24 protein-coding genes are annotated in these 26,899 nt (G+C 60.1%); 11 read left to right on the top strand and 13 right to left on the bottom strand.

Annotation, left to right across the window (positions count from 1 at the left end):
- The first annotated feature begins 218 nt into the window (after positions 1–218).
- On the top strand, positions 219–464 hold the full coding sequence (locus LOY45_RS16360) for a hypothetical protein (RefSeq protein ID WP_115087593.1): 246 nt from the start codon (positions 219–221) through the stop codon (positions 462–464).
- A 47-nt stretch (positions 465–511) separates the two neighbouring features.
- Positions 512–928 carry a glycine zipper domain-containing protein gene (locus tag LOY45_RS16365; protein WP_115087592.1) on the top strand — a complete coding sequence of 139 codons (417 nt, stop codon included), beginning with the start codon at positions 512–514 and terminating at the stop codon, positions 926–928.
- A gap of 126 nt (positions 929–1,054) precedes the next feature.
- Here LOY45_RS16365 and LOY45_RS16370 read toward each other — a convergent pair whose 3' ends face one another.
- On the bottom strand, positions 1,055–1,783 hold the full coding sequence (locus tag LOY45_RS16370) for an aspartate/glutamate racemase family protein (RefSeq protein ID WP_115087591.1): 729 nt from the start codon (positions 1,781–1,783) through the stop codon (positions 1,055–1,057).
- Between the two features lie 22 nt (positions 1,784–1,805).
- On the bottom strand, positions 1,806–3,323 hold the full coding sequence (locus tag LOY45_RS16375; RefSeq protein ID WP_134062866.1) for an NCS1 family nucleobase:cation symporter-1: 1,518 nt from the start codon (positions 3,321–3,323) through the stop codon (positions 1,806–1,808).
- A gap of 582 nt (positions 3,324–3,905) precedes the next feature.
- Between LOY45_RS16375 and LOY45_RS16380 the strand changes: the two genes are divergently transcribed.
- The 3 genes from LOY45_RS16380 to LOY45_RS16390 all read left to right on the top strand — a co-directional run bounded on the left by LOY45_RS16380 (position 3,906) and on the right by LOY45_RS16390 (position 6,856).
- Entirely contained in the window at positions 3,906–4,592 is a 687-nt protein-coding gene (locus tag LOY45_RS16380) for a GntR family transcriptional regulator (protein ID WP_115087589.1), read from the top strand.
- A 120-nt stretch (positions 4,593–4,712) separates the two neighbouring features.
- Positions 4,713–5,912: an amidohydrolase family protein gene (locus LOY45_RS16385; protein WP_258578017.1), complete on the top strand. Its 1,200-nt coding sequence runs from the start codon at positions 4,713–4,715 to the stop codon at positions 5,910–5,912.
- A gap of 107 nt (positions 5,913–6,019) precedes the next feature.
- A complete protein-coding gene (locus LOY45_RS16390) occupies positions 6,020–6,856 on the top strand; it encodes a bifunctional allantoicase/(S)-ureidoglycine aminohydrolase (protein WP_010225345.1) in 837 nt (278 codons plus the stop codon).
- Between the two features lie 71 nt (positions 6,857–6,927).
- Here the strand turns inward: LOY45_RS16390 and LOY45_RS16395 are convergent, their stop codons facing one another.
- From LOY45_RS16395 to LOY45_RS16410, 4 genes are all read right to left on the bottom strand, one after another.
- On the bottom strand, positions 6,928–7,761 hold the full coding sequence (locus tag LOY45_RS16395; protein WP_134062870.1) for a 5'-nucleotidase, lipoprotein e(P4) family: 834 nt from the start codon (positions 7,759–7,761) through the stop codon (positions 6,928–6,930).
- Between the two features lie 132 nt (positions 7,762–7,893).
- A complete protein-coding gene (locus LOY45_RS16400; protein ID WP_233673816.1) occupies positions 7,894–8,946 on the bottom strand; it encodes an extracellular solute-binding protein in 1,053 nt (350 codons plus the stop codon).
- Positions 8,947–8,987: 41 nt separating this feature from the next.
- Positions 8,988–10,100, bottom strand: a complete 1,113-nt coding sequence (gene aguA, locus LOY45_RS16405) for an agmatine deiminase (protein WP_115087585.1) — start codon at positions 10,098–10,100, stop codon at positions 8,988–8,990.
- A 93-nt stretch (positions 10,101–10,193) separates the two neighbouring features.
- On the bottom strand, positions 10,194–11,081 hold the full coding sequence (locus LOY45_RS16410; RefSeq protein ID WP_134062874.1) for a LysR substrate-binding domain-containing protein: 888 nt from the start codon (positions 11,079–11,081) through the stop codon (positions 10,194–10,196).
- A 155-nt stretch (positions 11,082–11,236) separates the two neighbouring features.
- Between LOY45_RS16410 and LOY45_RS16415 the strand changes: the two genes are divergently transcribed.
- Positions 11,237–12,430 (top strand): GGDEF domain-containing protein, encoded by a 1,194-nt coding sequence (locus LOY45_RS16415; RefSeq protein WP_233673725.1) that lies wholly within the window; start codon positions 11,237–11,239, stop codon positions 12,428–12,430.
- On the opposite strand, the gene LOY45_RS16420 is transcribed toward LOY45_RS16415, so the two are convergent.
- Entirely contained in the window at positions 12,390–13,310 is a 921-nt protein-coding gene (locus tag LOY45_RS16420; RefSeq protein ID WP_258578018.1) for a LysR family transcriptional regulator, read from the bottom strand. The two genes, LOY45_RS16415 and LOY45_RS16420, sit on opposite strands and share 41 nt — an antisense overlap.
- Before the next feature lie 106 nt (positions 13,311–13,416).
- On the opposite strand from LOY45_RS16420, the gene LOY45_RS16425 reads away from it, so the two are divergent.
- The 3 genes from LOY45_RS16425 to LOY45_RS16435 all read left to right on the top strand — a co-directional run bounded on the left by LOY45_RS16425 (position 13,417) and on the right by LOY45_RS16435 (position 17,607).
- Positions 13,417–15,096 (top strand): amidohydrolase, encoded by a 1,680-nt coding sequence (locus tag LOY45_RS16425; protein ID WP_258578019.1) that lies wholly within the window; start codon positions 13,417–13,419, stop codon positions 15,094–15,096.
- A gap of 26 nt (positions 15,097–15,122) precedes the next feature.
- A complete protein-coding gene (locus tag LOY45_RS16430; protein ID WP_134062882.1) occupies positions 15,123–16,196 on the top strand; it encodes a C45 family autoproteolytic acyltransferase/hydrolase in 1,074 nt (357 codons plus the stop codon).
- Between the two features lie 73 nt (positions 16,197–16,269).
- The gene (locus tag LOY45_RS16435) at positions 16,270–17,607 is read left to right on the top strand and encodes an MFS transporter (RefSeq protein ID WP_258578020.1); all 1,338 of its coding nucleotides are present in this window, start codon (positions 16,270–16,272) and stop codon (positions 17,605–17,607) included.
- Here LOY45_RS16435 and LOY45_RS16440 read toward each other — a convergent pair.
- On the bottom strand, positions 17,561–18,436 hold the full coding sequence (locus LOY45_RS16440) for a LysR substrate-binding domain-containing protein (protein ID WP_115087582.1): 876 nt from the start codon (positions 18,434–18,436) through the stop codon (positions 17,561–17,563). The two genes, LOY45_RS16435 and LOY45_RS16440, sit on opposite strands and share 47 nt — an antisense overlap.
- A gap of 83 nt (positions 18,437–18,519) precedes the next feature.
- Here LOY45_RS16440 and LOY45_RS16445 point away from each other — a divergent pair, with 83 nt between their 5' ends.
- Positions 18,520–19,197, top strand: coding sequence for an ankyrin repeat domain-containing protein (locus tag LOY45_RS16445; RefSeq protein ID WP_258578021.1), 678 nt, complete (start codon positions 18,520–18,522; stop codon positions 19,195–19,197).
- On the opposite strand, the gene LOY45_RS16450 is transcribed toward LOY45_RS16445, so the two are convergent.
- The 5 genes from LOY45_RS16450 to LOY45_RS16470 form a co-directional block, all read right to left on the bottom strand.
- A complete protein-coding gene (locus LOY45_RS16450; protein ID WP_258578022.1) occupies positions 19,194–20,054 on the bottom strand; it encodes a LysR family transcriptional regulator in 861 nt (286 codons plus the stop codon). The genes LOY45_RS16445 and LOY45_RS16450 overlap by 4 nt on opposite strands.
- Positions 20,055–20,699: 645 nt before the next feature.
- On the bottom strand, positions 20,700–21,614 hold the full coding sequence (locus tag LOY45_RS16455; protein WP_258578023.1) for a hypothetical protein: 915 nt from the start codon (positions 21,612–21,614) through the stop codon (positions 20,700–20,702).
- An 84-nt stretch (positions 21,615–21,698) separates the two neighbouring features.
- Entirely contained in the window at positions 21,699–22,334 is a 636-nt protein-coding gene (locus tag LOY45_RS16460) for a hypothetical protein (protein ID WP_258578024.1), read from the bottom strand.
- A 506-nt stretch (positions 22,335–22,840) separates the two neighbouring features.
- Positions 22,841–23,896 (bottom strand): hypothetical protein, encoded by a 1,056-nt coding sequence (locus tag LOY45_RS16465; RefSeq protein ID WP_258578025.1) that lies wholly within the window; start codon positions 23,894–23,896, stop codon positions 22,841–22,843.
- 336 nt (positions 23,897–24,232) lie between these two features.
- The gene (locus tag LOY45_RS16470; protein ID WP_338106139.1) at positions 24,233–24,658 is read right to left on the bottom strand and encodes a GNAT family N-acetyltransferase; all 426 of its coding nucleotides are present in this window, start codon (positions 24,656–24,658) and stop codon (positions 24,233–24,235) included.
- 315 nt (positions 24,659–24,973) lie between these two features.
- Here LOY45_RS16470 and LOY45_RS16475 point away from each other — a divergent pair, with 315 nt between their 5' ends.
- Positions 24,974–26,314: a M48 family metalloprotease gene (locus LOY45_RS16475; RefSeq protein WP_258578026.1), complete on the top strand. Its 1,341-nt coding sequence runs from the start codon at positions 24,974–24,976 to the stop codon at positions 26,312–26,314.
- The last annotated feature ends 585 nt before the right edge of the window (positions 26,315–26,899 follow it).

A 26,899-nucleotide genomic window follows, 5' to 3' on the forward strand; every position in this document is an offset into this window, starting at 1 on the left:
CAAGACGGGTAAATCGAAAAAATTATAGACCCTGCCCGCCCTTAACGACGGCTTAACCGGCCAGGTTTTATCCTGAGCGTCCTCCCTTCAGAACGTTTGGCCCACTCCGGTGGGCCTTTTTTGTTGCCGCAAATTACAACGCCCATCCGGAAACAAAATCCCGGAAACACAGTCTGAGCTAATACCTTCCCTACCGCTCTGCGGATCAAGGACCCTCAGTGCTGAAACAGCTGACGCAAATCGCCGTGATCGCCAGCGTACTGGCCGCCTCTGGCTGCTACTACCACGATTACGACCGCGACGATTACCGCCGTGGCGACCGTGACCATCGTTACTCCCGCGACTGGGATGACCGCGACGATCACGACCATCGCAAGTACAAGCGCTACCGCGATGACGACCGCTACCGCAACTACGACCATGACCGCCGTCGCGACCGTGACGACGATGATGATGACGATTGATTTACCCTGCTGCTCCCCTAACCCCCGTATTTCTTGAGGCTAACAACATGCGTATCTCATTACCTGCATTGACGCTGGGTATCCTGCTCTCCCAGGGCGCCATGGCTGCCGGGGATGGTACTGCCGCCATTGGCGGTGGCCTCGGCGGGGCGTTGGGTAACGTGGTCGGTCAGCAGATCGGCGGCAGCACCGGTGCAGCCATTGGCGCTGGTGTTGGCGGCGCAGCTGGCAGCGCCGTCGGTGCGCGCAAGGGCAACCGTACCGAGGCCGCAATTGGCGGCGGCCTGGGTTCGGCGGGTGGCTCGGTGATCGGTAACCAGTTGGGCGGTCGTACCGGCTCGACCATCGGCGCCGGCCTGGGTGGCGCGGCCGGTGGTGCCCTGGGCAACAACATCGCCGACGATAACCGTCACGATTCCGGTGGGCATAAACACAAGCACAAGCGTAAGCACAAACACCGCTGAATGAAAAAGCCGACCGCTGCGTGGTCGATCGCTGGCAAGGCCAGCTCCCACAGAGTCCCCATGACGCCAGCCTCTGTGGGAGCCGGCCTTGCCGGCGATGAGGCCGCCGCGGACGGCAAAGTCAATTCACCCCAACAACGCCCGAGGCCACCCCAGAATCTGCTTCTGCCGCGGCGGCGCATAAGTGCGCACCTTCGACGTACTCAACTTCAAGCGCACCAACGACTCCGCCAACGCCACCGCCGCCGTCACCCCGTCCACCACCGGCACCCCGGTGCGCGCCTGGATCCGTTCCTCCAGCCCGACCATGCCGCCACAGCCCAGGCAAATGACCTCGGCCTTGTCGAACTGCACGGCCTCCTCGGCTTCACGCACCACTGACTCGATGGCCCGCTCCGGGTCTTCTTCCAGCTCCAGCACCGCCAGGCCACTGGCACGCACCGAAGCGCAACGGCTGTCCAGCCCGGCCAGCTTCAGGCGGTCTTCGATCAGCGGCACGGTGCGATCCAGGGTGGTGACCACCGAATAGCGATGGCCCAGCAACATGGCGAGGCTGGCCGCCGCCTCGGTGATGTCCACCACCGGCACATTGAGCAACTCCTGCAGGCCTTCGCGCCCGTGCTCGCCGTACCCGGCCTGGATCACCGCATCGAACGGCTGGTCATAACTGAGCACCCGCTCCATCACCGCCACTGCCGCCAGGTAACTCTCGAAATTACCCTCCACCGATTCTGCGCCAAAGCGCGGGGTCAGGCCGACGATCTCGGTGCCTGGCGAAGCCACGCTGCGCGCCTGGCGGGCGATGGCGTCGGTGATCGACACCGTGGTGTTGACGTTTACGACCAAAATTCTCATTGCGGTATTCCTTGTGCAGAACTCAGTGCTGGGCGCTGTCGACGGCAAAGTGCTCGCCGGAACAGTCCACGTAGTGTTTGTTGCGATCGGAGATCAGGTAGTACACGCCGCCGGCAATGGCGGCGCCGAAGAACCAGGAGAACGGCGTCAGGGCGCTGAAGGCCGGCACCAGCGACAGCACCACGGCGGCAATGGCCGAGGGCACCAGGGCGGCCACCGCCTTGTAGTTGACCCCGCGGGTGTAGTGGTAGGTGCCGCTGGCCGCTTCGCTGTAGAGGTCGGGCACATGCACCTGGGCTTTGCGGATCAACCAGTAGTCGACCATGATGATCCCGTACAGCGGCCCCAGCAGCGCGCCCAGGCCGGAGAGGAAGTAAACGATCACCAGCGGGCTGTTGTAGAGGTTCCAGGGCAGGATCAGCACCGCCAGGGTGGCGCTGATCAATCCTGCGCGGCGAAAGTTCAGGCGGCTCGGCGCCAGGCTCGACAACACGAACGCAGGCGCAACGAAATTGGCCATGATGTTCACCGCCACGGTGACGATCAGAAAGGCCAGGCAACCGAGCACCAGGAAGGTCTTGTCGGGGATCGCGGCAACGATCTGGGTCGGGCTGTCGATCACCCGGCCATCGATGCTGAACTGCGCCCCGGCCAGCACGAAGCTGATCACCGCAAACACCAGGATATTCACCGGCAGGCCCCAGAAGTTACCGATGCGGATGGTCTTGCGGCACGGCGCCGAACGGGCGAAGTCGCAGAAGTTGAGGATCAGCGTGCCGTAGATCGCCAGCCACAGCGCGCCACCGGCAAACACCTGGGTCCACATCGCCCACCCGGTCAGCGGCTCGCCGACCGACCAGGCCAGGTTCCCATCGACCCGCAGGTACATCCACACCGCCAGGATCAGCACGGTGGAAAGAATCACCGGCCCGGCGAAAGATTCGTACTTGCGCACCATCTCCATGCCGAAGGTCAGGATCACCAACTGCACCAGCCAGATGGCGATAAAACTCGCCCAGCCGAGGCTGGACAGGCCGAGGATCGCGTCATGGTCGAAGCGTGCCAGGTCGGGCGACACCGCCACCAGCAGCACCCGCAACACCACCGAGGCCAGGTAGGTCTGGATGCCGAACCAGGCGATGGCGATCACCGCGCGGATGATCGCCGGCAACTGCGCACCGTAGATGCCGAAACTCATGCGGCTGATCACCGGGAACGGCACTCCGGTTTTCTGCCCCATGTAACCCGAGAGGTTCATGAAGAAGTACACCAGCACGGCACCGATGCTCAGTGCCGCGAGCATCTGCCAGCCGGACAGGCCGAGGGCGAACAGGCCCATGGCGAAGGAATAGTTGGCGATGTTGTGCACATCGTTGGTCCACAAGGCAAAAATGCTGTAACCGCCCCAGCGCCGGCCTTCAGCCTTGGTCGGCGCAAGGTCGGCGTTGTGCAGCCGGGGGCTCAGGGCCCCCTGCTCGACCGGCGCGGCCTGCGGTGGCAGGTAGGAGGTTTGCAGCGGGTTGGAAGTATCCAATTGCATGTTCCCCGGGCTCCTTCTGCAGCGCCTGAATGCAGGTGCTGCAGCGAATTATTGTTGGATTTGAAGAGTGGGACCGCAGTGTTGGCGCTGCCCTGCGCCGATGCATACAAATATTGCATACAATTTTTGTCTAACGATTTTCGACGAACAATATGTGTGCCAGATGGCAGGTAGCGGCCAACCTGCCGGCCGCGTTGCAGGCATTTATCCATTTGATTTTTATCCGGTAATTTTTTTTGCGGGGTTGCTGAAAGGCTGATTAAGCTGACCAACTGGTCAAACGCCAGGGGGAGAAAATTGAGAAATCAGGTAACGAGACGAGCAACATGTATCCACTTGAACGCTACTCAAGTACACACAACCAGCAATATATGTACCCACTAAACACTGTAGGAGCGGGCTTGACCCGCGATGAAGCCAGTACATTCAGCACATCAGGTTTTGCCTGGACCAATCGCCGGCAAGGCCGGCTCCCACAGGATTGGGTGCAAGCAGCTCCCACAGGTTCATCTGCCACACAGTGGTGCACAGCAGCCCACATTTACGGCATGCTTATAAGGTCAAGGCATATCGGAGCTGGTAATGACGGAAAAACACCCCGCATCGACGGTAGAGCGCGTCTACCAAGGGGTTCACGAGGCCATCAGAAAACGCACCCTGCGCCCCGGCATGAAGCTGGGCGAGTCGTCGTTGGCCGAGCTGTTCAAGGTCAGCCGCACCTCGGTGCGCGCAGCGCTCAAGCAACTGGAAGCCGACGGCCTGGTGTCCACCGAACTGAACAAAGGCGCCTGGGTATCACTGCCCAGCGACGATGACATCCGCTCGGTGTTCGAAACCCGTCGGCTGATCGAAATCGGCATCGTCACCGAGCTGTGCCGACGCGCCGACCCCGACATCCTCGCACCGCTGCACCAGCACGTTGCCGAAGAAGAAGCCGCCGCCGACGCTGGCGACCATGGGCGCTACGTCAACCTGCTCGGCGAGTTCCACCTGCGCCTGGCCGAAGTGCTCGACAACCCGGTGCTGCTCGACTGGTTCCGCAAGCTGATCGAACGTGGCTCGCTGTACGCCTCGACCCTGGATGACGAGCGCCATGAGGCCTGCCGCGGCAACGAGCACCTGCGCCTGCTGGGCTTCATCGAAGCCGGTGACCAGGCCGCGGCCATCGAGCTGGTGTGCACTCACCTGCGCGGCATCGAAGAGGCGATTCTCAAGGCCACGCAAACGCTCAAGGCCGACTATCACCCGCTCAAGCACCTGCTGGGCTGAATCAGCGCCAGGCCAGGGTTCGCATTCAGAAATCCACTGCAACCGATTCCAATATTTAATTTGTGGATAGGTACGGTCTTTCTATAGGGTGTGAATCAGTAGTAGGCAAAGGGCTGTGAAATGATCGATCGTGTATTCGTCAACGCTGTTGCTGCCGATGGCAGCCCGCTCAACCTCGCGGTTGCCGACGGGCGCATTGTCAGCCTGGGCCGCGAACGTCCGGCCAGCGCAGGCGCCGAGGTCATCGACCTGGCAGGCCACCTGGTGCTGCCCGGTTTGGTTGACGGTCACATCCATCTGGACAAGAGCTTTGTCGGCGACCGCTGGCACCCGCATCAAGCGGTCAGCAGCCTGCGTGAACGCCTGGCCATCGAAAAGCGTGAACTGGCCGCTGCCCCGCCGATGCTCGAGCGTGCCGAGGCACTGATCCGCCAGGCGGTGTCGTTCGGCACCGTGGCCATGCGCAGCCATGTCGACGTCGACGCCACCACCGGCCTGCGCAACCTGCAAGCGGTACTGGAGGCGCGGGAGAAATGGCGCGGCATCGTCGATATCGAACTGGTGGCGTTCCCGCAAGCTGGTGTGATGTCCTGCCCAGGCACCGCCGATGTGCTCGATGCGGCGATCCGTGAAGGCGCCGACGTGATTGGCGGTATCGACCCCACCACCCTCGACGGCGACGCCGACGGTCAGCTCGATGTGGTCTTCGGCATTGCCGAGCGCCATGCTGTGAAGATCGACATCCACCTGCACGAGCCCGGCCTGCAAGGCATCGAACAGCTGCAACGGATCGCCGCCCGCACCCGCGCCGCCGGTCTCAATGGCCGGGTCGCAGTCAGCCATGCCTATGCCCTGGGCCAGGTCGACGACGAGGTAGTGGCGCACACCGCCACCACCCTCGCCGACGCCGGGGTGGCAATCATGACCAACGCCCCGGGCGACCATGGCTTCCCGCCGATTTTGCGCCTGCGCGCCGCCGGGGTGAACGTGTTCGCCGGCAACGACAATATCCGCGATGCCTGGTGGCCCTACGGCAACGCCGACATGCTCCAGCGCGCCATGCTGATCGGCTACCGCTCGGGCTTCTACAGTGATGAAGAATTGAATGTGGCACTGACCATGGCCACCACGGCCGGCGCAGCAGTGCTGGGCAAAAGCGACTACGGTCTGAAGGTCGGCAACGAGGCGACCTTTATCGTGCTCAAGGCCGACAACGGTGCCGCCGCAGTCGCTGCCGCGCCGGCCGAGCGGCGCCTGGTACGCCGCGGCCAGCTGATTGCACCCGCGCCGGCGCTGCACTTCGAGGTGCGCAGCGGCTGACCCAACACATTTCTGCCGGCTTGCGCCGCAGAGAAAGACAATCGCCCAGGGCAACACCCGGGCGATGCAACACAAAACCCCAGAACAACAACGACAGAAGGTGTTCCATGTCGAAGTCCAATTACTACGCTCCCCACGGCGGCCATCCGGCGCAGACCGAACTGCTGACCGACCGTGCCATGTTCACCGAAGCCTACGCGGTCATCCCCAAAGGCGTGATGCGTGACATCGTCACCAGTCACCTGCCGTTCTGGGACAAGATGCGCATGTGGGTCATCGCCCGCCCGCTGACCGGTTTCTCCGAGACCTTCTCGCAGTACATCGTCGAAGTGGCGCCGGAAGGCGGCAGCGAGCGTCCTGAACTGGACAAGAACGCCGAAGCGGTACTGTTCGTGGTCGAAGGCGAAATCGACATCACCCTGCAGGGCAAGCCATACACCCTGAAAGAAGGCGGCTACGCCTTCATTCCACCGGCCGCCGAGTGGAGCCTGCGCAACAACAGCGCCAAGAACGTCACCTTCCACTGGATCCGCAAGCACTACCAGGTGGTTGAAGGCCTGGCCCTGCCGGAAGCGTTCGTCACCAACGAAAAAGACATCGCGCCGATCCCGATGCCGGGCACCGATGGCGCCTGGGTCACCACCCGCTTCGTCGACATGGCCGACATGCGTCACGACATGCACGTCAACATCGTCACCTTCCAGCCGGGCGGCGTGATTCCGTTCGCTGAAACCCACGTCATGGAACACGGCCTGTACGTGCTCGAAGGTAAAGCCGTTTATCGCCTGAACCAGGACTGGGTCGAGGTGGAAGCCGGCGACTTCATGTGGCTGCGCGCCTTCTGCCCGCAAGCTTGCTACTCCGGCGGCCCGGGCCCGTTCCGCTACCTGCTGTACAAAGATGTAAACCGTCACATGAACCTGGTGCTCAACCCACAGCGCTAAGTTTCACGGTTGCATGAAAAATCCCGCAGGCCACACGGCCTGCGGGACTTTTTGTTTATGGCGTCGGTGAATCAGCTGGCCGGTTTCCAGGCGCCCTGCTCTGCTGCCTCGCGGAATTTCGCCCGGTTGGCCGGAGTATCGGCGGGCTCCGACTCGCCAAAAATGGCCTTGAGCCAATGGCCGTCGGTGGGGTTGGGGAAGATGATGTACTGGCCACCGAACTTGCTGCGGCTGGCGTCTACCAGCTGGGCACGCTGGTCGACGTTGTCGACATAGAAGCTGCGCTCGAAATCGTTGAGGTTGTCACCGAGCATCAGCAGCACGTTGTACTGCTCGGCGATCTTGTGCTGGGCCGGCTCCTTGTTCGAGCTTTCGCGCAGGATGGTCACGTGGGCTTCGTCGGCGTACGGCACCTTGAGCGCGCGCAGGTTGTTGAGCGCGTACTCGTAAGTCTTGTCGCCCTGGTCGCGGCTCGAGACGTAGAAGATCTCCACGCCACGGGACTTGGCGTAGTCAAGAAACTCCAGCGCCCCCGGGGTCAGGGTCGGGCCATTGGCGGCGACCCAGCGGTCCCACACCGCATCATCGAAAAACTCCTTGTCCTGGCCGATCAGAAAGCCCCAGTAGGTGTTGCTGCTGAGGATGGTGTCGTCGATATCGCTGATGATCGCAGGCTTCTTGTCGCCCGGCTTCTGGTTGGCCAGGGCCTGGTCCAGACGCGCCTTGGCGACGTTGAAACCCTGGTAGTACAGCGCGCGGAATTCCGCCGCGGTCTGGCGCCAGGCCACCGCATCGACCAGCAGGTTGGAGCGTACGGCGGCTTCGGGGTTGGCGGTCTGTGCATGGACCAGGGGCGTGGCCAGCAACAGCAAGGCCAGGGAGATCGCGTTCTTGAGCTGAGGCATTCGGGGCGTTCCTTGTGATCTCCCGCTCTTGGGCGGCGGGAGTGGGCTACTCATACCGCACGCCGGCAAGTGCCACAATCGCCGCGACGCGCGGGCGCAACAATGTGGCGCACCCGCGCATCTTGGCGTGCTTCAGGTCCCCGATTTGAGCCGGCTGAAGGCGCGGGTCAGCTCGCGGTTGAAGGCTTTGCTGTTGTCGTTCTTGCTGTACAGGCGCGCCCGCACCTCGGCGGGCGGATAGGTGCCGGGAGCGTTGCGTATCGCCGGATCGACCAGGGCATTGGCCGCAGTGATGGCATTGGCGTACTGGATATTGTCGGTGATCGGCGCGATCACCTCCGGGCGCATCAGGTAGTCCATCAAGGCCAGGGCAGCTTCCGGGTGCGGCGCGTCCTTGGGGATCACCAGGGCATCGAGCCAGATCAGCGTGCCCTCGCGGGGGATGCTGAAGGTCAGGTCGATGGCCTTGTTGGCCTGGCGCGCCTGGTTTTGGGCGATGGCGACGTTGCCGTTCCACGACATCGCCAGGCAGGTCTCTCCATTGGCCAGGTCGTTGATGTTGCGGTCGTTGTCGAAGTAGCGGATGTACGGCCGCACCTTCTGCAACAGGGCCTCGGCCTGGCGCAGGTCCTCGACGCGCTGCTGGTTGATGTCCAGGCCCAGGTAGCGCATGGCGGCGGCGAACACCTCGTTGGGGTCGTTGAGCAGGCTCACTCCGCAGCTGGCAAACTTCGACACCACCTGCGGATCAAACAGCATCGCCCAGCTGTCGGTCGGCGCCTCGGGCAGGCGCGCCGCCAAAGCCTGCTGCTGGTAACCGAAGCCGGTGGTGCCCCACGCATAGGTGCCGGCATAGCGATTGCCCGGGTCGTACACCGCCATGTGCTGGCGGAACTCCTCGCCGATGCCGGCCAGGTGCGGCAGGCGGGCTTTGTCCAGCGGCTGCAGGGCGCCGCTGCTGATCGCCCGCGACAGGTGCTGGCCGGCGGTCAGCACCAGGTCGTAGCCGCTGCGCCCGGTCAGCAGTTTGGTTTCCACGGTTTCCAGCGAGTCGAAGTGGTCGGCCACCACGCGGATACCGGTGCTTTTTTCGAAGTTGCTCAGGGTATCCGGGGCCAGGTACTCGCCCCAGATGTACAGGTTGACCGTCGGCTGCTCATTGCTGGCAGCCAGCGCCTGCGTCATACCGCACGCCAGCGCTACGGCCAGGCCACAGGCGCGCAGGCTCATGAGATTTTTGCTCCGGCGTATTGCGGCATGGTGATGCAGGCAACGTTGCCACCGCCGAGCAGAATCTCCCGCGAGTTGTCGATGCCGATGATGCGATGGCCAGGGAACAGCTCGGCCAGGGTCGCCTGGGCCACCTGGTCGTTACGGTCGCCAAACAGCGGCACGACGATCGCCGAGTTGCCGGCGTAGTAGTTGATGTACGACGCGCAGATCCTGGTCCCGGCCTGGCGCAGGTGGGTGCCGTCGACCTGGTCGAGGCCGGCGGCTTCTTCGGCGGTCCATTCCAGTACATCCGGCTGCGGCAGCTTGTGCACCTTGAGCTCGCGGCCGCGGCTGTCGCGGGTGCTGCGCAGGATGTCGTAGGCCTCCTGGTAGATTTCCCACTGCGGGTCGTCACGGTTGTCGGTCCATTGCAGCACCACTTCGCCGGGCCGTACGAAGCAGGCCAGGTCGTCGACGTGGCCGTCGGTTTCGTCGAACTTGCAGCCGCGCGGCAGCCAGATCACCTGCTCGGCGCCGAGGTAATCCTCCAGGCGGCGGGTCACTTCAGCCTTGCCCAGGTGGGCGTTGCGGTTGCGGTTGAGCAGGCACTGTTCGGTGGTCAGCAGGCTGCCCTGGCCGTCGCTCTGGATTCCGCCGAGTTCGGCAATCAGCGGCGCACGGTAGCGGTCGAGGTTCTCGATTTCGAGGATCTTCTGGGCGATCTGGTCGTCCTTGTCCCAGGGGTAGTACAGACCGCCATCCAGCCCGCCGTAGGCGTTGAACTCGAAGTCGACGCCGCGCACTTCGCCACGGGCATCGTTGACCACGAACACCGCGCCGCTGTCGCGGAACCAGGTGTCGTTGCAGGTCATTTCCACCACCCGTACCTGCGGCGGCAGCAGGCGCCGGGCGTTGGCGTACTGGGCGGCGGAGGCGCAGACGGTGACCGGCTCGCTGGAGGCGATGGCGCTGACGATCTCGACCCAGACTTTCTGCGCAGGCTTTGCGCCGTTGCGCCAGACGTCCGGGCGCTCCGGCCAGCCCAGCCAGCAACCGGCCTTGTGCTCGAATTCGCCGGGCAGGCGGAAACCATCGGCCTTGGGAGTGGTGGTAAGTGAACGCGCCATGAGCAACCTCTGCGGTGGGTGGGGATAGCTGCACGCTACGCCGCCCGGGCCAAGGCTTCCAACGATGAAATCTAAGCGATTGATGAATTCAATTCACGGTTCGGCGATCTGAGTGGTGAACCATTCTATGAAATCGGCCACCGCGCCGCGCTCCAGGCGCAGGCGTTCGCACACCAGCGCGTATTGCCCCAGCGCGGTGACGCTGGCGTTGAACGGCCGCACCAGGCGGCCACTGACCAGGTCGGCCTGGCAGGTCAGGTTGTCGCCCATGGCCACGCCCTGCCCCAAGGCCGCCGCCTCAAGGGCCAAAGCTGCATGAGGGAAGTACAGCTGGCGCCCGGGCTGGGCATCCTCGGCGTGGGTGGCGAGCCAGGCGGTCCAGGTCTTGCCGTCCTGGTCGTCGTGCAGCAGGCAGTGGCGCACCAGGTCGCGCGGGCGCTTGAGGCCGCCGAGGTTGAACAGCCCGGGGCTGCACACCGGAAAGAACTGCAACAGCGGCAAGGGCCGGACGAAGTGGGTGCTGGCATCCACCGAACTGGTGCCGTAGGTGATCGCCAGGTCGATATCGGCGGCCGGCGCCCCGGCATCGATCGGCTGCTCGTGCAGGTGCAGGGTGATATGCGGGTAGCGGCTGCTGAAATCGGCCAGGCGCGCCACCAGCCACTTTTGCGCAAGCTCGGCGGTCACGGCCAGGCGCAGCACCGCCTGGGAGGCCGGGTCGCGCAGCTCGTCGCAGGCCTTGCCGATCAGCTCGAAGGCCTGCTGCAAATGCTGGAGCAGGCGCCCCGCCTCGCTGGTCAGGCGCACCTGGCGGCCTTCGCGGACGAACAGCGCAACGCCCAGTTGCTCTTCGAGCTGGCGAATCTGATGGCTGACGGCACTGTCGGTGACGCACAGTTCGGCGGCGGCGCGGCCAAAATGACCGTGGCGGGCGGCGCACTCGAAGGTGCGCAAGGCGGTCAGCGAAGGCAGTCTGGGCATGGGTGGTCCGCCGATTGAGGATCGGCCAGCAGCATAACCGAAGCCTGTCCTGAAGGCAGCGAGCGGCTGGCAAAGTGGCACCTGCTCGGCTAGCATGCCGCTGAAAACCGGCGCTGGCCGGTTGGCCACCCGGCCATGAGCGGAGAGCGATACCCTTGCTGCTGAGCATCCCGACCCTGTTGCTGGTGGCCATTTTCATCTTTGCCCTGATGGGCCTGCTGACCCTGCATGCCTGGAGCCGCGGCGTACGCGAGCGGACCCTCGGCTACCTGGGCAGCATGCTCCTGCTCGCCGCCTGCGGCGTGACCCTGATCAGCCTGCGCGGCCTGACCCCCGACTTTATCGCCCTGGTGCTGGGCAACATTGTCCTGCTGCTCGGCGCGGCGCTGAACTGGACCGCCATGCGTGTGTTTACCGGCCGCCCGCCGCACCTGCCGGGGATCCTGGCCGGCGCACTGTTCTGGTCGCTGTGGGGGCTGATGCCGGGTTTCTACGACGACCTGGGCCTGCGGGTGACGGTGTATTCGATGCTGGCGGCGACGTATGGCGGCCTGTCGATCTTTGAACTGTGGCGCAGCCGCCAGCAGCTTGAAGTCTCCTACCTGCCAGCGCTGCTGCTGATGCTGGTGCACACCGGTTTCTACTGCGTGCGTACCGTTGCCGACCACGGCGTGTCGCTGGACCAGGCGATCACCAGCAACGGCCGCGGCACCGGTTTCTTCTCGTTCATGCTCTTTGAGTCGATGCTCTACGCCATCGGCATCGCCTACGTGACCCTGGCCATGGTCCGCGAGCGCACCGAGCTGAAATTCAAGGCCGCCGCCTATGCCGACCCGTTGACCGGCGTCGGCAACCGCCGCGCCTTCATGTCCCGTGGCGAAAAGCTGTTGGCCGACTGCGCCCGCCGTGGCGAGCCGGTGGCTTTGCTGCTGTGCGACCTCGATCACTTCAAGCGCCTCAACGATACCCACGGCCACCAGACCGGCGACCAGGCGCTGATCGCCTTCGCCCAGGTCACCCGCAACAGCGTGCGTCAGGAGGATGTCTTCGCCCGTATCGGCGGTGAAGAGTTCGCCTGCCTGCTGGCCAACACCGACGCGCAGACGGCGCAGCAGGTAGCGCAACGCATCTGTGAAAGCTTCTACGCGCTACCGATGCTGGAACCGGGATTCCTCAGCGTCAGTATCGGCATCGTCGGCGCCAGCGGCCCTGGCGAACACGACCTTTCGCGCTTGCTGTCCAAGGCCGACAACGCCCTGTATGCCGCCAAGCACCAGGGCCGTAATCGCGTGCACCTGTACCAGCCCTCTAGATGGCTGCCAAGCGGGCATCCTGCAGATACGCTTTAAGCGCGTCGATAAATACCCGCACCTTGCGGGTATTGCGCCGGTGCGGCAGGTACAGCACATGCACCCAGGGCCCGAACGCACTCTGGGCTCGCCACAGCCCGGCCATCAACTCCACCAGTTCGCCGCGCTCAAGGTACGGCGCAGCGCTCCAATGCGGCACGAATTGCACGCCCTGGCCTTCGAGCAGGCAGGTCAGCAGCAGGTCGTAGTTGTCGCTGGCCAGGCGCGGCACCGGCTGGCGCAGGCGAATGCTCTGCCCTTCGCTCTCCACCCACCAGAAGCTGCGGCTGAGCTGCGGGTGACGGAGGATCAGCCAGTCATGCTGGGCGTAGTTGTCCAGGGTCACGTCCATGCCCTTGCGCGCCAGGTACGCGGGGCTGGCGCAGAGCATCACGCGGTTTTCCAGCAGCGGCTGGGCGATCAGCTCCGGCAGGTCGGTGGGGCCGTCGCGCAGGGCCAGGTCATAGCCGCCGTCCACCAGGTCATCGTTGTTGTCGTTGAGGTCCACCTCCAGGCGCACCTGCGGGTACTCGGCCATGAAGCGTGAGCACACCTGGCTGAGGAACGCCGGGCCGAAGGCAGGCGGTGCGGTGATGCGCAGGCTGCCGCGCAGTGCGTGCTGCAACTGGTCGACCTCTTCGCCGGCCAGCTGCAACTGCATCAGCGCCTGACGCGCGCCCTCCAGGTAGATCTGCCCGGCTTCGGTCAGGGCCATGCGTCGAGTAGTACGCTCGAACAATAGGGTACCCAGCTCGCTTTCCAGCTGGGCAATGGCCTTGGTGATGGCCGACGGGGTTTTGCCCAGGTGCTCGGCGGCGCGGCTGAAACTGCCGTGGTCCGCCGCCGCGACGAACATGGTCAGCGCGGTCATTTTATCCATTCATTTATTCCCGACAGGCACAAAAGTTATGTAAGAACCGAGCATGATCAATCCGCCAGGGCCTGGATAATCTAGCGCAACGCCAATAATAATTTAAGGCAGGCCCATGAAACGGTTGCTCCCCACCCTGCTCTGCAGCGCCCTGGTTATTTCCTCAGCAGAAACTATCGCCGCCCCGGAACTGATCCTGCATGGCGGCAAGGTCTACACCGCCGTTGCCGGCCAGCCGCTGCAACAGGCCGTGGCCATCGAGAACGGCAAGATCCTCGCCGTCGGCTCCGACGCCCAGGTGCTGCGCCTGAAACAGGCCAGCACCCAGCTGATCGACCTGCAGCAGCAGGTGCTGCTGCCCGGCTTTATCGACTCCCACGCCCATGCCCTGCGCGGTGGCCTTCAGCGCCGCCAGGCCAACCTCGACGGCCAGCTACTGAGCTTCGACCAGCTTGAGCAGCGCCTGCGCAGCGCCGCCAGCGACGGCACTGCGCGACGTGGCGACATCCTCACCCTCGGCGGCCTGCCTTCGGCTTACTGGGGCCAGCTCGAGCAGTTCCAACAGCGCTTCAACCAGGGTGAATGGGCCCGGCAACCAATCCTGCTGATCGGCTGGGACTACCACACCGGCTGGGCCAACGACGCCATGCTCGCCCGCGCCGGGATCGCCACCGGCGGCAAAGACGCAGGCTTTCTCACCGAAGGCGTGCTGTACCAGGTGATCGACCACCTACCGCCGGCGCCCACCGAGCAACTGCTGGACGCCGGCCGCGAAGCCATCGCCTACTACCACAGCCTGGGCATTACCGCCTGGATGGACCCGACCGCCAACGATGCGCCGGGCGTGACCCTGACCAATACCTCGCTCGGCGTGCTGCCGATCTACAAGCAACTGGCCGACAACGGCGAGCTCAACCAGCACGTCGCCGCCCTGCTGGTGGCCGACTCGAAAGCCAAACCCGCCGACCTCGATGAGCTGGCCAAGGTGCGCGCGCAGTTCCAGGGCGTGCCCAACCTGAGCATTCCCGGGATCAAGGTATTCGCCGACGGCGTGGCCGAGTTTCCGGCGCAGACTGCCGCTCTGCTCGAACCCTACAAGAACTCGAAAAAGACCGGCGATTTGCTGATCGACCCGGCGCATTTCGGCGAACTGGTCGACGCCGCCGATGCCCGTGGCTGGCTGGTGCACGTGCATGCCATTGGCGATCGTGCCGTGCGTGAATCGCTCAACGCCGTCGAGCAGGCGCGCCAGCATCGCCAGAGCGGCGTGCCGCACTCGATCACCCACCTGCAAATGGTCAACCCGAAAGAGTTCGCCCGCTTCAAACCCCTGGATGTGATCGCCTCGATGCAGCTGTACTGGGCCAGCGCCGATGAGCTGGCCACCGACCTGCTCCAGCCCTACGTCAGCGCCATGGCCTACCACTACCAATACCCGGCGCGCTCGCTGCTGAAAAACGACGCGACCATCGCCGGTGCCAGCGACTGGCCGATCACCACCCCCGACCCGTGGCAGGCCATTTACCAAGCAGTCAGCCGCAAGGGCCCGAAAGGCGTGCTCAACGCCGAAGAGGCCATCGACCTCGACAGCATGCTGCGCGCCTACACCGTCAACGCCGCCCGCGCCCTGCGCCTGGAGCAGCAGATCGGCTCGCTGGAACCGGGCAAGCAGGCCGACCTGGTGCTGGTCGACCGCGACATCTTCCATGCCGATACCGAGCACCTGCGCGACACCCAGGTGCTGCAGACCTGGTTCGCCGGCAAATCCGTTTACCAGCGCGCCGCCGCGCGCTGAAGCCTTCCCCCTCTGGAGTCGCTGTTGTGAAAATCCACACCCACGTCACTGAACAACGCCAGCCGCTGGCCCGCGGGCGCGAAATCGGTGAGCGCTTTGCCGAGCAGATCCGCCACACCACCGCGCTGTACCTGGGCTTCTTCCCCCGGGTCGGCATCGACAGTGCGCAGGTCCAGGCCATTGGCGAGCGCAGCCTGGCGGCCCTGGAAAGCTGGAGCCCGGCGCTGGCCGCCGAAGTCATCGGCATCGCCCAGGGCACCGGCCTGCCGCTGTGGCAACTGGCAAGCCTGAACGCGCGCACCGAGATTCTCGCGGCCATGCCCGCCACCCACGGTGAATGCTCGACCACGGTGTTCGCCCCGGCCGGCGCGCAACTGCCGCGCAGCCTGCAAACCTGGGACTGGCACGACAGCCTGGCGCCCCACGGCCTGCTGCTGCAACTGACCACCGAGCACGACATGACCGTCAAGCAGTTCAGCGAGTTCGGCATGCTCGGCAAGATCGGCGTCAACAGCGCCGGCGTCGGCCTGCACTTCAACATCCTCCATCACCACAGCGACAACGACAGCGGCGGCGTACCGGTGCATGCCATCGCCCGCCGGGTGCTGGAAGACGCCAGCAGCGTGCAGGAAGCCATCGAGCTGGCGCGCTCGGCGCCGGTCAGCGCCTCGACCGTGCTGACGGTGTTCTCCCGCGAGGACAGCAGCCCACGGGCGGTGAGCATCGAGATGAGCCCGGCCCACACCGGCCTGGTACTGCCTCGCGAAGATGGCTGGCTGCTGCACACCAACCACTTCCTCGACCCGCAGCTGGCCCTGGGTGAACGCAGCGCCGACCGCGCCGATACCGAAGGCCGCCTGCAGCACCTGGACGAGGTGGTTGGCGCGATGAACAGCGCCGACCTGCGCGTTCGGGCTCAGGCAATGTGCGGCGGCGCGGGCGGCCAGGCGCCGATCTGCTTCCACCCCGACCTGAGCCAGCCCGACACCCAACGCTGGGAAACCCTGCTGAGCATCGCCATCGACACGCAAAACTGCCAGCTCGAATACACCGCCGGCAACCCGAGCGTGCTGGCGAGCCAGGGCTTCGAACGCTTCTAGTCCTTCCATCCACCCCCGCTGGCGCCGCCCTTGTGTGCACGCGTGCGCCAGCCACTGCACGAGAACAACAACAATGATCGGGGAAACTGCAAACGGCGCGCTGCCAAGGTCGGCCGCCAAGACCTTCTGCGTATCCGGGCTGGGCACCGCCCTGGAGTTCTATGATTTCGTCATCTACGGCACCGCCGCAGCGCTGGTGTTCCCGCAGGTGTTCTTCCCGGACATGGACCGCCTGACCGCCACCCTGGTGGCCTTCGCCGCCTTCGGTTCGGGCTTCTTCGCCCGGCCCATCGGCGGCATTGTCTTCGGCCATTTCGGTGACAAGGTCGGGCGCCAGAAAGTGCTGGTCACCACCTTGCTGCTGATGGGCCTGAGCACCCTGCTGATCGGCTGCCTGCCGGGCCACGCCACCCTCGGCGTGTACGCGCCGTTGCTGCTGGTACTGCTGCGCCTGGTGCAGGGCTTTGCCGCTGGCGGTGAATGGGGCGGCGCGGCGCTGTTCGGCATCGAAGCAGCGCCACCCGGAAGGCGCGGGCTGTGGGGCAGCTTTACCAGCATGGGCATCGGCGTTGGCGGGATTCTTGGTGCGGCGGTGTTTGCCATCGTCAGCGCCCTGAGCGACAACCTCGCCGACTTTGCCTGGCGCATCCCCTTCTGGCTCGGCGGCGCGCTGGTGTTCGTCGGCCTGTATGCGCGCCTGCGCATTGTCGCGGTCGAGCCGCCACAGGCGAAAAAACCGCGGCCGATGCCGCTGGCCGAAGCCCTGCGCCAGCGCCCGCGCGAGCTGCTGCTGTGCACCGGCATCGCCTTTGGCTACTGCACCATTGCCTATATCGGCAGCACGTTCTTTCTCGCCTATGCGACCCAGGTGGGTTATGGCAGCACCGATGCGCTGATGTTCGACCTGACCCTGTCGATTGCCATCGTCATATCAGCGCCGCTGTTCGGCTTGCTCTCCGACCGCTATGGCCGGCGCAGCGTGATGATCTTCGGCGCGCTGATCATGGCCTTGGGGCTGTTCGCCTTCTTCCCGCTGGTGAACCGCCACGACCTGCTGACTTCACTGCTGGCCTATGCCGCCGTCGGCGCCTTGATGGGCGCGACCCAGGGGCCGATCCCGGCGTTTCTCGGCGAGCAGTTTCCACGGGAGATGCGCTACTCGGGGATCTCCGCCAGCTACCAGATTGGCGCGGCACTGGGCGGTGGCACGGCCTCCAGCGTGGCCACGGCGATCCTTATCGCCACCGACCACAACCCGCTCGGCGTGGCGATCTACGGCGCCGCCGCACTGGCCCTGCTGGCGTTGTGTTCTTACCTGCTGCGCGAGACCGCGCACCTGAGCATGGCGCAGATCGATGCAGGCCTTACTCGCTCGCCAGGGTGCGCGCCAGCTCCGCGGCCAGTTCCTTGACCATGGCGTCGGCGGTCGGCCGATGAATGATCGCCACCTCCATGGCATCGATCGACGGCAGGCCGTGGGCCGAGGTCAGCTGCAAATGCTCGGCGGTGACCGCGCGCAGCGGCAGCAGGCTGATGCCCATGCCGTTGGCCACCGCCGCCTGCAGGCCGCTGAGGCTGGAGCTGGTGAAACTGATGCGCCAGCGGCGGCCCATGCGCTCGATGGCGCCGATCATGTCGTCGCGGTACAGGCCGCGTGGCGGGAAGGTCACCAGCGGCACCGGGTCCTGGTCGAAGGCGGGGTTTTTCGCGCTGTCGATCCATTGCAGCTTCTCCGGCCAGCAGGCCACCGCCTCACGGCTGTTGCGTCGCTGCTTCAGCAGGATCAGGTCGAGCTCGCCGTTGTCGTAACTGGCGCTGAGGTCGCGGCACAGGCCACTGGTGACCTCCAGTTTGACCTGCGGGTGCTTGCGATTGAAGGTCGAGAGCAGATGGGTGGTGCGCCCGGCGGCAAAGTCTTCCGGCACGCCCAGGCGCACGGTCACCGCCACCGTCGCGCCCGACATCGCCTCGAGCATTTCATCGTTGTAGGCCAGCATCTGCCGGGCGTAGCCGAGCAGCGTCTGCCCGGCGTCAGTGGGCAGCACGTCGCGGTTGCCACGTTCGAGCAGCTTGTGCCCGACCATCTCCTCCAGCCGCCGGACCTTCTGGCTGACCGTCGACTGGGTCGAGTGCAGGCGCGCCGCCGCCGTGGTAAAGCTGCCGCAGTCGCTGACCATCACCACCGCCCGCAACAGGTCGAGGTCGAACAGCGGCCTATTCGATTTTTCACTGACAGACATGCTTTTATTTAACTTCTAAATAAGGAGCCCGACTTTTAACATGGCCCGAACCAGCGAGCAATCGCCCACCAGGAGGTACTGCCATGCTCCTCGAACGCCTGTCCACTCACCTTGCCGTGGTATTTGCCATGCTCACATCGCTGACCGCCAGTGCCGACGGCGGCACCCTCGAAAGCCAACTGCGCAGCGCAGCCGAACAAGGCCAGGCCGCACAGGTGCGCAGCCTGCTCGACCAGGGCGCGAACCGTGAAGCCCGCGACAAAATGGGTCGGACCCCACTGTTGCTGGCCACCCACAACAACCAGGTCGAAGCCGCCAAGGTACTGATCGACGCCGGCGCCGACGTCAACGCCAAGGACTCCATCGAAGACAGCCCCTACCTGTACGCCGGCGCCCGTGGCCACAACGACATACTAAAACTGACCCTGGCCCACGGCGCAGACCTCACCAGCACCAACCGCTACGGCGGCACCGCGCTGATACCGGCAGCCGAACGCGGCCACGTCGACACCGTGCGCCTGCTGATCGCCGCAGGTGTGGCGGTTGATCACGTCAACAAACTGCACTGGACCGCCCTGCTTGAGGCGATCATCCTCGGCGACGGCGGCCAGCGGCATGTCGAGATCGTGCGCGAGCTGATCAAGGCCGGGGCGGATGTGAACCTGGCCGATGGTGAAGGCGTGACGCCGCTGCAGCATGCGCGGCAGCGGGGTTACAAGGAAATGCAGGTGCTGTTGGAACGGGCCGGCGCCCGCGCCTAGCTGCTTTCCAGCAACCGATCGAGCAACCACAACCCCGCCGGCCCTGGCGGGGTCAGCTTCGACCACGCCACATCCACCGCGATTGGCCGTGGCCAGCCGCGCAGTTTCAGCTCAGTGAGCTGGCCATGGCCGTACTGCCTGACCAGACCGTGGGGCAACTCGGCCCAGCCAAAGCCCTCCTCGGTCATCTCCAGCAGCATCAGATAATCCGGCGCCGACCACACCCGCCCCTGGGGTTTGTTCACACTGTCGGTGTAGGTATTCAAGTACAACTGCCGATGCCCGACCAGATGCGCCTGAGTCGGCTGCGCAAGCTGCGCCAGCGGGTGACTGCTCGCCACAAAAATCCCCATCTGCGCCTGCGCCGCCAGCCGCGTAGCGGCCACATCCGGCGGGTAACCGGGTTGCGCGGCGAGCATGCCCAAGTGTGCGCGGCCGCTCTGCAGCAGGTTCAGCACATCGCCGGCCTCGGCGATCATGCATTCCAGCTCGATGTCCTGGTAGCGCTGCTCGAAGAGCTGCATCACCCGGTTGTCCGGGTTGAGCTGGTGCATGTCGGAAAACACGATCGTCAGCCGCGGCTCGACCTTGTCCGCCAGGCGGATGCTCAACTGGTCCAGGCGTTCGCTGGCGGCGAGGATCTCCTGTACATGGCCGAGCACCTTGCGGCCGGCTTCGGTGAGAATGGGTTGACGGGCTTGGCGGTCGAACAGGGTTACGCTCAGGTCGGCTTCGAGGTTGGCGATCGCGGCGCTGATGGTGGATTGGCTTTTGCGTAGCTTGCGAGCGGCGGCGGAGAAGGAGCCTAGGGCGGCGGCTTCTACGAAGGCTTGGAGGGCTTCTGGGGAGTAGCGCATGAGGGGGTATCGGTTTTTTCGATGGGGTTTTATTTTAGTGCAAGGAGAAAAACGATGGCAATGGAGGTAAGGCGCGGATGAATGTCAGCGTAATGCTTGTCCCTCAAACTGAGTGGTGGGCTAACGGGTTGCGCGGCTTCTCAGTTGGCCAATATTTGGCTATCGCAAACGGCAGCTATCGGCCAATACCGGACGCTCACTCCAGGCCGCTTCGGCCATAATCAGGCTGTGGTCACCGGCCTAAGCCAAAGCTTGATCCGAACGCTTCAAAACACCCGCCAGTCATGAAAATTGTTAGGCCAAAACTGCGGGTTCTGCCTGAACCGCTAAGGCCCGTACTTGTGCTTGAGAAGAGGGCGGCACTGGAGTAGCTATGCCCACGCTGCGATGGCGATGGCGATGGAAGCGGGTGGGTACCTAGTGCGATAGAATACGATCTTTTCTATCGTCCGGATCTTCTAACCGGAGTAAATTCGTGTATCTCGAATGCCGATTACTTAGGTGGATATGGGGGCGCTCATTTTCGAGAAATTGATGGTGGATTGGTACGATCCCCAGCTAAGACGATTACGGTTAAGAAGTCCTAGGCTGCCCCGCTACCACAGCAAGCTAGGTCGGATTGCTGCGGGCGCAGGAGGGAGCCGGTTAGGTGTTAGCATTAGGATCTGGATAATAATACGCGCCCTCTAGTGGGTGTGTGGTCCTCTTAAGACAACGAACTTCAACTTTATTAGTACCGCGGGATAGGAAGGCATTCAGGTCGCGTATCAGGTCCTTCTGCTTAAAGCTGCGATCTAGGTAATTAAAGCCTTCAAGGTGTCTATCGCCATTTTCTCTCGCTGTATAAAAAAGAGGCTTCAATAGGTCGAATGCAGTCATGGTTTGCCACGGAAAGCTTATGATGCCTGTATGGACTAAATTATTTGACCAATAATTTATGTCCTTAATAATGCTGATGCTCATTGGTATTTTGGCGTATTTTTTGTATTTATGATTAGAAAAAAAGTTCAAAAGCTCAGCTATCGATAGTGGATATGGTTTGATCTCTCCCTTCCTATCCCCTGCCAGGCATTCTGTTTTTGCATCTATAAATCCAATCATATTTTTAAAGTAGATCTCAATGGCGAGTCTTAGCTTTAAAGGGGCAATAGACAGCTCTAGATCACCTTGATATAAGCTTGGTATAAATTTCCGGAATGACGAAATCGCCGACAAGTATAAGTTTTGGCTTGCGATGTAGTTGTCGCCTTGAGTGCCGCCGTTTAGATTTATGGATTTAGTGATTTGGTCAAATGTGGTGATACCTTTACAGAATTCTAAATGAACTGCTTCTTCTTTAAAGTTCTCGTAGGTAGGGTTTAATACCTTGCCCAGCTGTGTTTTGATAGCTTTGAGGTGAGCACTCACTACCGCGCCTCCATTTTGTACTAGCTCCCCTCTGAACAGGAATTTCGAAAAATCCTCGTCATTTTTGAAGTGCTCTGGTACATCGACTGCATCTATTTTGTTTTTCGCTTTGATAAGGTTTATTATGTGTATCGCCTTGACTAGCTCTTTCATGGATCAATGACTCTTAATCTTAGTGTCGCAGGGTTGCAATTGAGATACTCGCTTCGATGGTTCTGCTTGCGCTTTAGGAAACAACTATTCCTCCTTGTATGGTAAACCTTGGCACAGTATCGTGAGTGGCATGATTGATGAAGGGAGCGACTTAAACTCTTCACGTTCGCCGCGAAGTAACTTTCGCAACTTTTTCGCATTGTTGATATTTTTTACTAATACTGTGTGGGGGTCCGTTGGTAAGGAGAAATGTCCTTTTCTTCTCCACTCCCTTTCATGTACCCAATTTATCCCTTCCCCATCAACACCTTCTAGACGCACAACTCTCCAGAGCTCTTCATTGGGAATGTTGATTTTACGAAGCTCTTCATTTGAAAGGTACATGACGGGTCTGCACCCGTTTCTATGTGCAAATGTCTTGGATACTATGATGCCGTAGGGCTCATAGCGCGGACTATCAGACTTCGTATTGCTTGAATTTAGTATGTATTTTAATGCTGAAAATGGTACATCCATGAAGCATGCTGCCTTGTTGGGCCCCTTAATAAACCCCTTTTCTTTGGTGCTGCCCCATATTTTCCCGGTCTTTAATATGCGTACCAAATTGTCGAAAGCAGAACATCCATCGTCAGCTTTAGTATTTTTAGTAAGATGGATTAAAAAAGGGGATAGGTCGGGGCGCTCGATGAATGGCAGGCTGTTGGACTCTTTGGTTTTCACAATGACATCCTTGTTGAGGGTAGAAATCCACTAAGTGGGAGCAGGGGTTGTATGGCTAACTTGAATTATACTTGGACGAAGGTAGTTTCGTCATGAAGTTATAACATTTAGCCATATACTATTTTGTGGTGGCTATTTTGTCGCTTGGCTAGGATCAGGTAAGGGGCTCGTATGCCGAATATGAATAATACTAAATACGCATTAATGGAGTTCTACGGGCAGAATATTCCGGAGACTGCGTAGTGATTGTTAAATATAGACGATGTTGACGAGTGCGTACAGGATTCATTGAAGGAAAATTAAAGGAGCGGATTGAATGATGCACTGAATTGCACGTTCGGGGTTTGAAGTTACGGATGTAGCATCGGAACTTCTGAACTTTTTAGTATCGAAATGCGCCACCTCATAACCTATGACCTGCTAAATTTCAGATCTCTCCGCCTTCGACGCCCACAGAAGTGAACGCCGTTTCAAATCCTAGTTCGGTCAATAAGCGTTGTGCATAACTACCTTGAATTCAAGCCCTGCTCCGCTGGTATGATTTCTGAAGGCTTCGTGACCTTGAATCCGTGCAACTCAACGTAGTTGGATAATAAGTCATCTTTAAACTTTGCTACATTTGACCATCCCGGGAGAGTAAAAACTTTCCCTCCGCTCCCCAGATAGCTCAGGTGTGGTGCTAGTTCCGGAATCTCATGGCCATAAAAAGCGCCGAGATTCACATAAAAGTCTCTAGCGTATCTGAACGCCGCCACTATCTCAGCCGCCGTGGTGCCTACAGTCAAATACTGAGTAACCTCTTGACCGGATTTGTAAGGAGGTTGCACAAGCAAGCTTTTACCTGCCATGTCGCGATAAATCTCGGGCAAACCTAGTAGTCTCGAAATATTATGTACCGCGACGCAGGCGTTACATAGATAGATATTGAATACCTTCTCTGAATATTCATCGAGAAATAACGCATTAAGAAATGTTGCCGCAGATTGGAAGCTTGAATCAATTTCGGTGAAATATTTTTCGTTTCGCTTTGGAATCCCATCGCGGGGGTCTCCGGGGGAGCAATTATTATAAAGCAATGGGTGCGGCATGAATTCGCCACTTAGTACGCCGAGGTAATTAACTTCCCCATGCCGTTCAAAATGTTTAAAGAATTCTGTTCGATGGAGGTAGTAGGTGTCTAATTTATTTTTTACGTGTGCTTCTCGTATTTGCTCCGCTGTTTGCTGTGTTGAATGGAAGCTCGCCACAACGACGCCCAGCGGAATTGCAGCGGAAAGTAGTGCTAGCGGGAAAGTGCTAATATTCCAAAAGGTTGAGATGCCACTTTGCGTCAAGTCAATTTTATATCCACTCCAAGTGACAACCCCAAACGAGAAAAACAATGTGGCAGGGACGATTAGGCATAGCCAAAATAATCGCTGTTTAATAAGGCTTTCTCGGGAATCCAGAGAAAACAGATTATTCAATCGTTTGGGTATAGAACCTTGCTGCATCAGCAGGAATATAATTATAGGCACAATTACCGGTAGTGCCACATGGCAAAAAAGATAGAAATATTTCAACTACCACTCCTAAAAAAAACCAGAATCCAGCGGGCAAGTCAGTCGGTGTAGCATAGCGAAGTGGATGCGAAGAAGTCTTGGGTGCGGGAGTATTTCAGCAGCAAAGCGACGCATAGAACCAACGCCCCTTGGAACGCGGCGGGCTGCAAGAAATGCCTGAGGCAGGATCGTTCGCATTCAGGTGTATCTGCCAGTTTCAGGCCCCAAGGCCGTCTCTAGACGGCCGCCTCCGCTGGAACTCTTCCGAGGAGGCCATTCACGTGATGGCGGCGCGCCACTGGTGACCTTCCGCGAAGCGGCTTCAGCCAGCTTAATCTTACATCTGCTGAGAATTGCCTAGCCTTCAGCAGCACCATCAAAAAGGGTACAAAGTCTTTTCCGTAAATTTGAACCTCCCGGATCGCACCGAACATACCCTTTTCGCTCATACCATCTAATCAGGGTTTCGTCGGTATACTGGTCTCGATCCAAGGACTTAGCCGCCAGTTTGATGCTTGTGCAGCCAAGGTCAATTGCAAGACGCTCAGCCTCCCCAAGCACCCAAGCTCCGACCCCATCTCTCCTGTCTTCTCTAAGCACGAAAATCTCGTAAATGAAGCCCTCTGGCGGTCCCCAATTTTCATAGATGAGCAATCCTATCTCCACACAGTCTCGGAGAACCACAAAGGTCTGGGTCCTAGGGTTGCTTCCCTGATCATAACGCTCACGTAGACAGGTGTTCAGCAAATCCTCAGAGGCCGATATCTCGGATATTGTAATCAATTTCCTTCTCGTCCAAGCTTCCTAATCTATCCCAAAGAATAGCCTAGGTGCTTGGCAGCAGCCACTGAAACCCTCGAAACAGGCAGTGTTCTGGCCGCCGCGAGTACGAGGGCTTCAACGACCTCATCCAGCTAAAAAAGGAACTGCTCGGAGAGGGCCTTGGTATAGGCATTGGTGGTAATGCCATAGTACTTTTATATGGCACCCAACTTTATCAGCACGTATTCTGGCATCTTATAGGGCGGCAGCCCGATTTTGATCAGCGAGTCTAAGGCAAGGAAATATACGCCAAGCAAGCAGAGGAGCGCTTACAAATTGAAATTCGGAAATGAAATCGATGCCGTCATAAAAGACGTGTTTGGGATCGATCAGAGCGTAGATTTTATTCACTTCGAAGTAATATACAAAGATAACGATTCGGAAAAATATTCCTCAATAAAAGACGGCTATGAAGCCCGCCTTCAGAATCATGATGAGCGAGAACGACTAGCAAAGCAGCTTTATATTGGGGAAGATTTTATTCTGCACACAACAGTCGTCTTTCCAGTATCAGAAATTAAGGGGTTAAAGAGAAGTAGTTTATTTTACTATCCTATTTGTACGCGTGAAGAGATACAGAGAATTGAACGCGTCGCGAACGCTGAGGATTATCTTCTGGCCTTGCGAGCCAGAAGCGTCGCTAGTTGCCCCAGGCTCACCAGAGTATTTTTGCGCCGGAGAGAGGAAAATATTCAAAATTGGTCGCTCTCTTCATATTACGAATCATACGACTTTGATCATTATATCAGCAGACTACCTGATGATATGGCGGAGATCTGTCAAGACATAGCGGCTGGGTACGCTTTGTCCAGAGAGCCTCATGGTGTATGCATTAGCAACGAGCATGGCAAGATCGTTGTTGTTTCTGAGGCGCTAAAGCATTTTCTGTTTTACATGAATGCTTATTTCAAGGGTGTGATGGAAGACCTGGCTCCCGAGGATACAAGCGCGTGCCTATTTATCGCTTGTCGAACAATGCTGCTCACCGAAACCCAAGATTTTGACCTCGACCCCAGGGGGGATCTGCCTGATAGCGTAAAGCAGTACTGCACCAAGATTGTGAGCGACCAGCTAGATTTTGTTATCGGCCATGAGTATGCGCACGCATTACTTGGTCACTTTGGTAAGGACGCAAACCTTATCTCACATTCCGAGTTGCTGATGATTAGTGATGGCCTTGGTCGTGCAGAAAAATATTTTACACCAAGACATCATCAGGAATTTGAAGCCGATGCAGGATCAATTCTGCATGCGGATTATGATGATGAAGAGTGTGCTGACGTACTGAATGGTGCGGTGCTATTCTTTCTGTACATTGATATATTTTATGCAATATCAAATTATATCAACCCGCCATTTAACCCCTCTAGAACGCATCCTGACCCTATAGAGAGGCTTTGGGCTTTGAGGGAGGCCGTTTTGAAGGCTAGGACTGTCGATGTGGAAAGTCTCTACACGGACCAAGAGGTCGAGGATTGGATTGAGAACATGAAGGGGATCAAAGACCATTTTGTAAATGAGTTACTTCCGTTCGGCATTGAGCATTTTGAGTTCTATGGATCGGTGTATCTACCTTCCTACCGACAATCCGCGATGGTCGATAGACTAGACTTTTGATTACCTTGCTTCTGCCTTTTTCAGTTAGGGCGCGCTATTGGGGCTGCATGCATCCCACTGACTGGCCAAGCACGTGGCGGACTGTCCCGAGGCCTGTCTTGGCATCCTAAGGCTTAGCCCTTCGGTCATTTTGCCGTAGCAGGCTCGCAGAAGCAGGCAGTGGGATAGTCCTATCTGGCCCTTCAACTAACCTGCGACGGTGCATCACAAGTCAGGCAGAGAGGTTCGCCTTTAGTCCGTACGGTGACCAACCAGCTCAGCATCGGGGTCATGAGCGTGAACGCAAGGACGGCAGCTCGCAGCTAAGAGCCACCAGTCGCGACTGTCCACTTTGGGTCGATAGCGGTCACTCGCGAACGGCTGCTATCGACCCATTTCTGCCGGCGGCGAAAGGCAACAATCGGCCAAAAAATGTCGCTTTTGAGCATGATTGTCTGACACCGGCCTGATGATTCTCCCAGTACACGTTGACCAGCAATGCGTGCCGTGATATCAATTTACCATCGGGCTCGGGGCACGATTTAACTTTCCACTGACTATATGCGGTGGCCACTGCAAGGGTAGCTTTGCCTGTTCGCGCTATAC

This window comes from Pseudomonas wadenswilerensis (assembly GCF_024749185.1).
GTDB classification, from domain to species: Bacteria; Pseudomonadota; Gammaproteobacteria; order Pseudomonadales; family Pseudomonadaceae; genus Aquipseudomonas; species Aquipseudomonas wadenswilerensis.

Coding starts and splice junctions, on each gene's coding strand:
- LOY45_RS16365 (WP_115087592.1), top strand. CDS start 512: ATGCGTATCTCATTACCTGCATTGACGCTGGGTATCCTGCTCTCCCAG.
- LOY45_RS16370 (WP_115087591.1), bottom strand. CDS start 1,783: ATGAGAATTTTGGTCGTAAACGTCAACACCACGGTGTCGATCACCGAC.
- LOY45_RS16445 (WP_258578021.1), top strand. CDS start 18,520: ATGCTCCTCGAACGCCTGTCCACTCACCTTGCCGTGGTATTTGCCATG.
- LOY45_RS16410 (WP_134062874.1), bottom strand. CDS start 11,081: ATGCCCAGACTGCCTTCGCTGACCGCCTTGCGCACCTTCGAGTGCGCC.
- aguA (WP_115087585.1), bottom strand. CDS start 10,100: ATGGCGCGTTCACTTACCACCACTCCCAAGGCCGATGGTTTCCGCCTG.
- LOY45_RS16425 (WP_258578019.1), top strand. CDS start 13,417: ATGAAACGGTTGCTCCCCACCCTGCTCTGCAGCGCCCTGGTTATTTCC.
- LOY45_RS16420 (WP_258578018.1), bottom strand. CDS start 13,310: ATGGATAAAATGACCGCGCTGACCATGTTCGTCGCGGCGGCGGACCAC.
- LOY45_RS16455 (WP_258578023.1), bottom strand. CDS start 21,614: ATGAAAGAGCTAGTCAAGGCGATACACATAATAAACCTTATCAAAGCG.
- LOY45_RS16450 (WP_258578022.1), bottom strand. CDS start 20,054: ATGCGCTACTCCCCAGAAGCCCTCCAAGCCTTCGTAGAAGCCGCCGCC.
- LOY45_RS16395 (WP_134062870.1), bottom strand. CDS start 7,761: ATGCCTCAGCTCAAGAACGCGATCTCCCTGGCCTTGCTGTTGCTGGCC.
- LOY45_RS16390 (WP_010225345.1), top strand. CDS start 6,020: ATGTCGAAGTCCAATTACTACGCTCCCCACGGCGGCCATCCGGCGCAG.
- LOY45_RS16385 (WP_258578017.1), top strand. CDS start 4,713: ATGATCGATCGTGTATTCGTCAACGCTGTTGCTGCCGATGGCAGCCCG.
- LOY45_RS16400 (WP_233673816.1), bottom strand. CDS start 8,946: ATGACGCAGGCGCTGGCTGCCAGCAATGAGCAGCCGACGGTCAACCTG.
- LOY45_RS16435 (WP_258578020.1), top strand. CDS start 16,270: ATGATCGGGGAAACTGCAAACGGCGCGCTGCCAAGGTCGGCCGCCAAG.
- LOY45_RS16375 (WP_134062866.1), bottom strand. CDS start 3,323: ATGCAATTGGATACTTCCAACCCGCTGCAAACCTCCTACCTGCCACCG.
- LOY45_RS16440 (WP_115087582.1), bottom strand. CDS start 18,436: ATGTCTGTCAGTGAAAAATCGAATAGGCCGCTGTTCGACCTCGACCTG.
- LOY45_RS16380 (WP_115087589.1), top strand. CDS start 3,906: ATGACGGAAAAACACCCCGCATCGACGGTAGAGCGCGTCTACCAAGGG.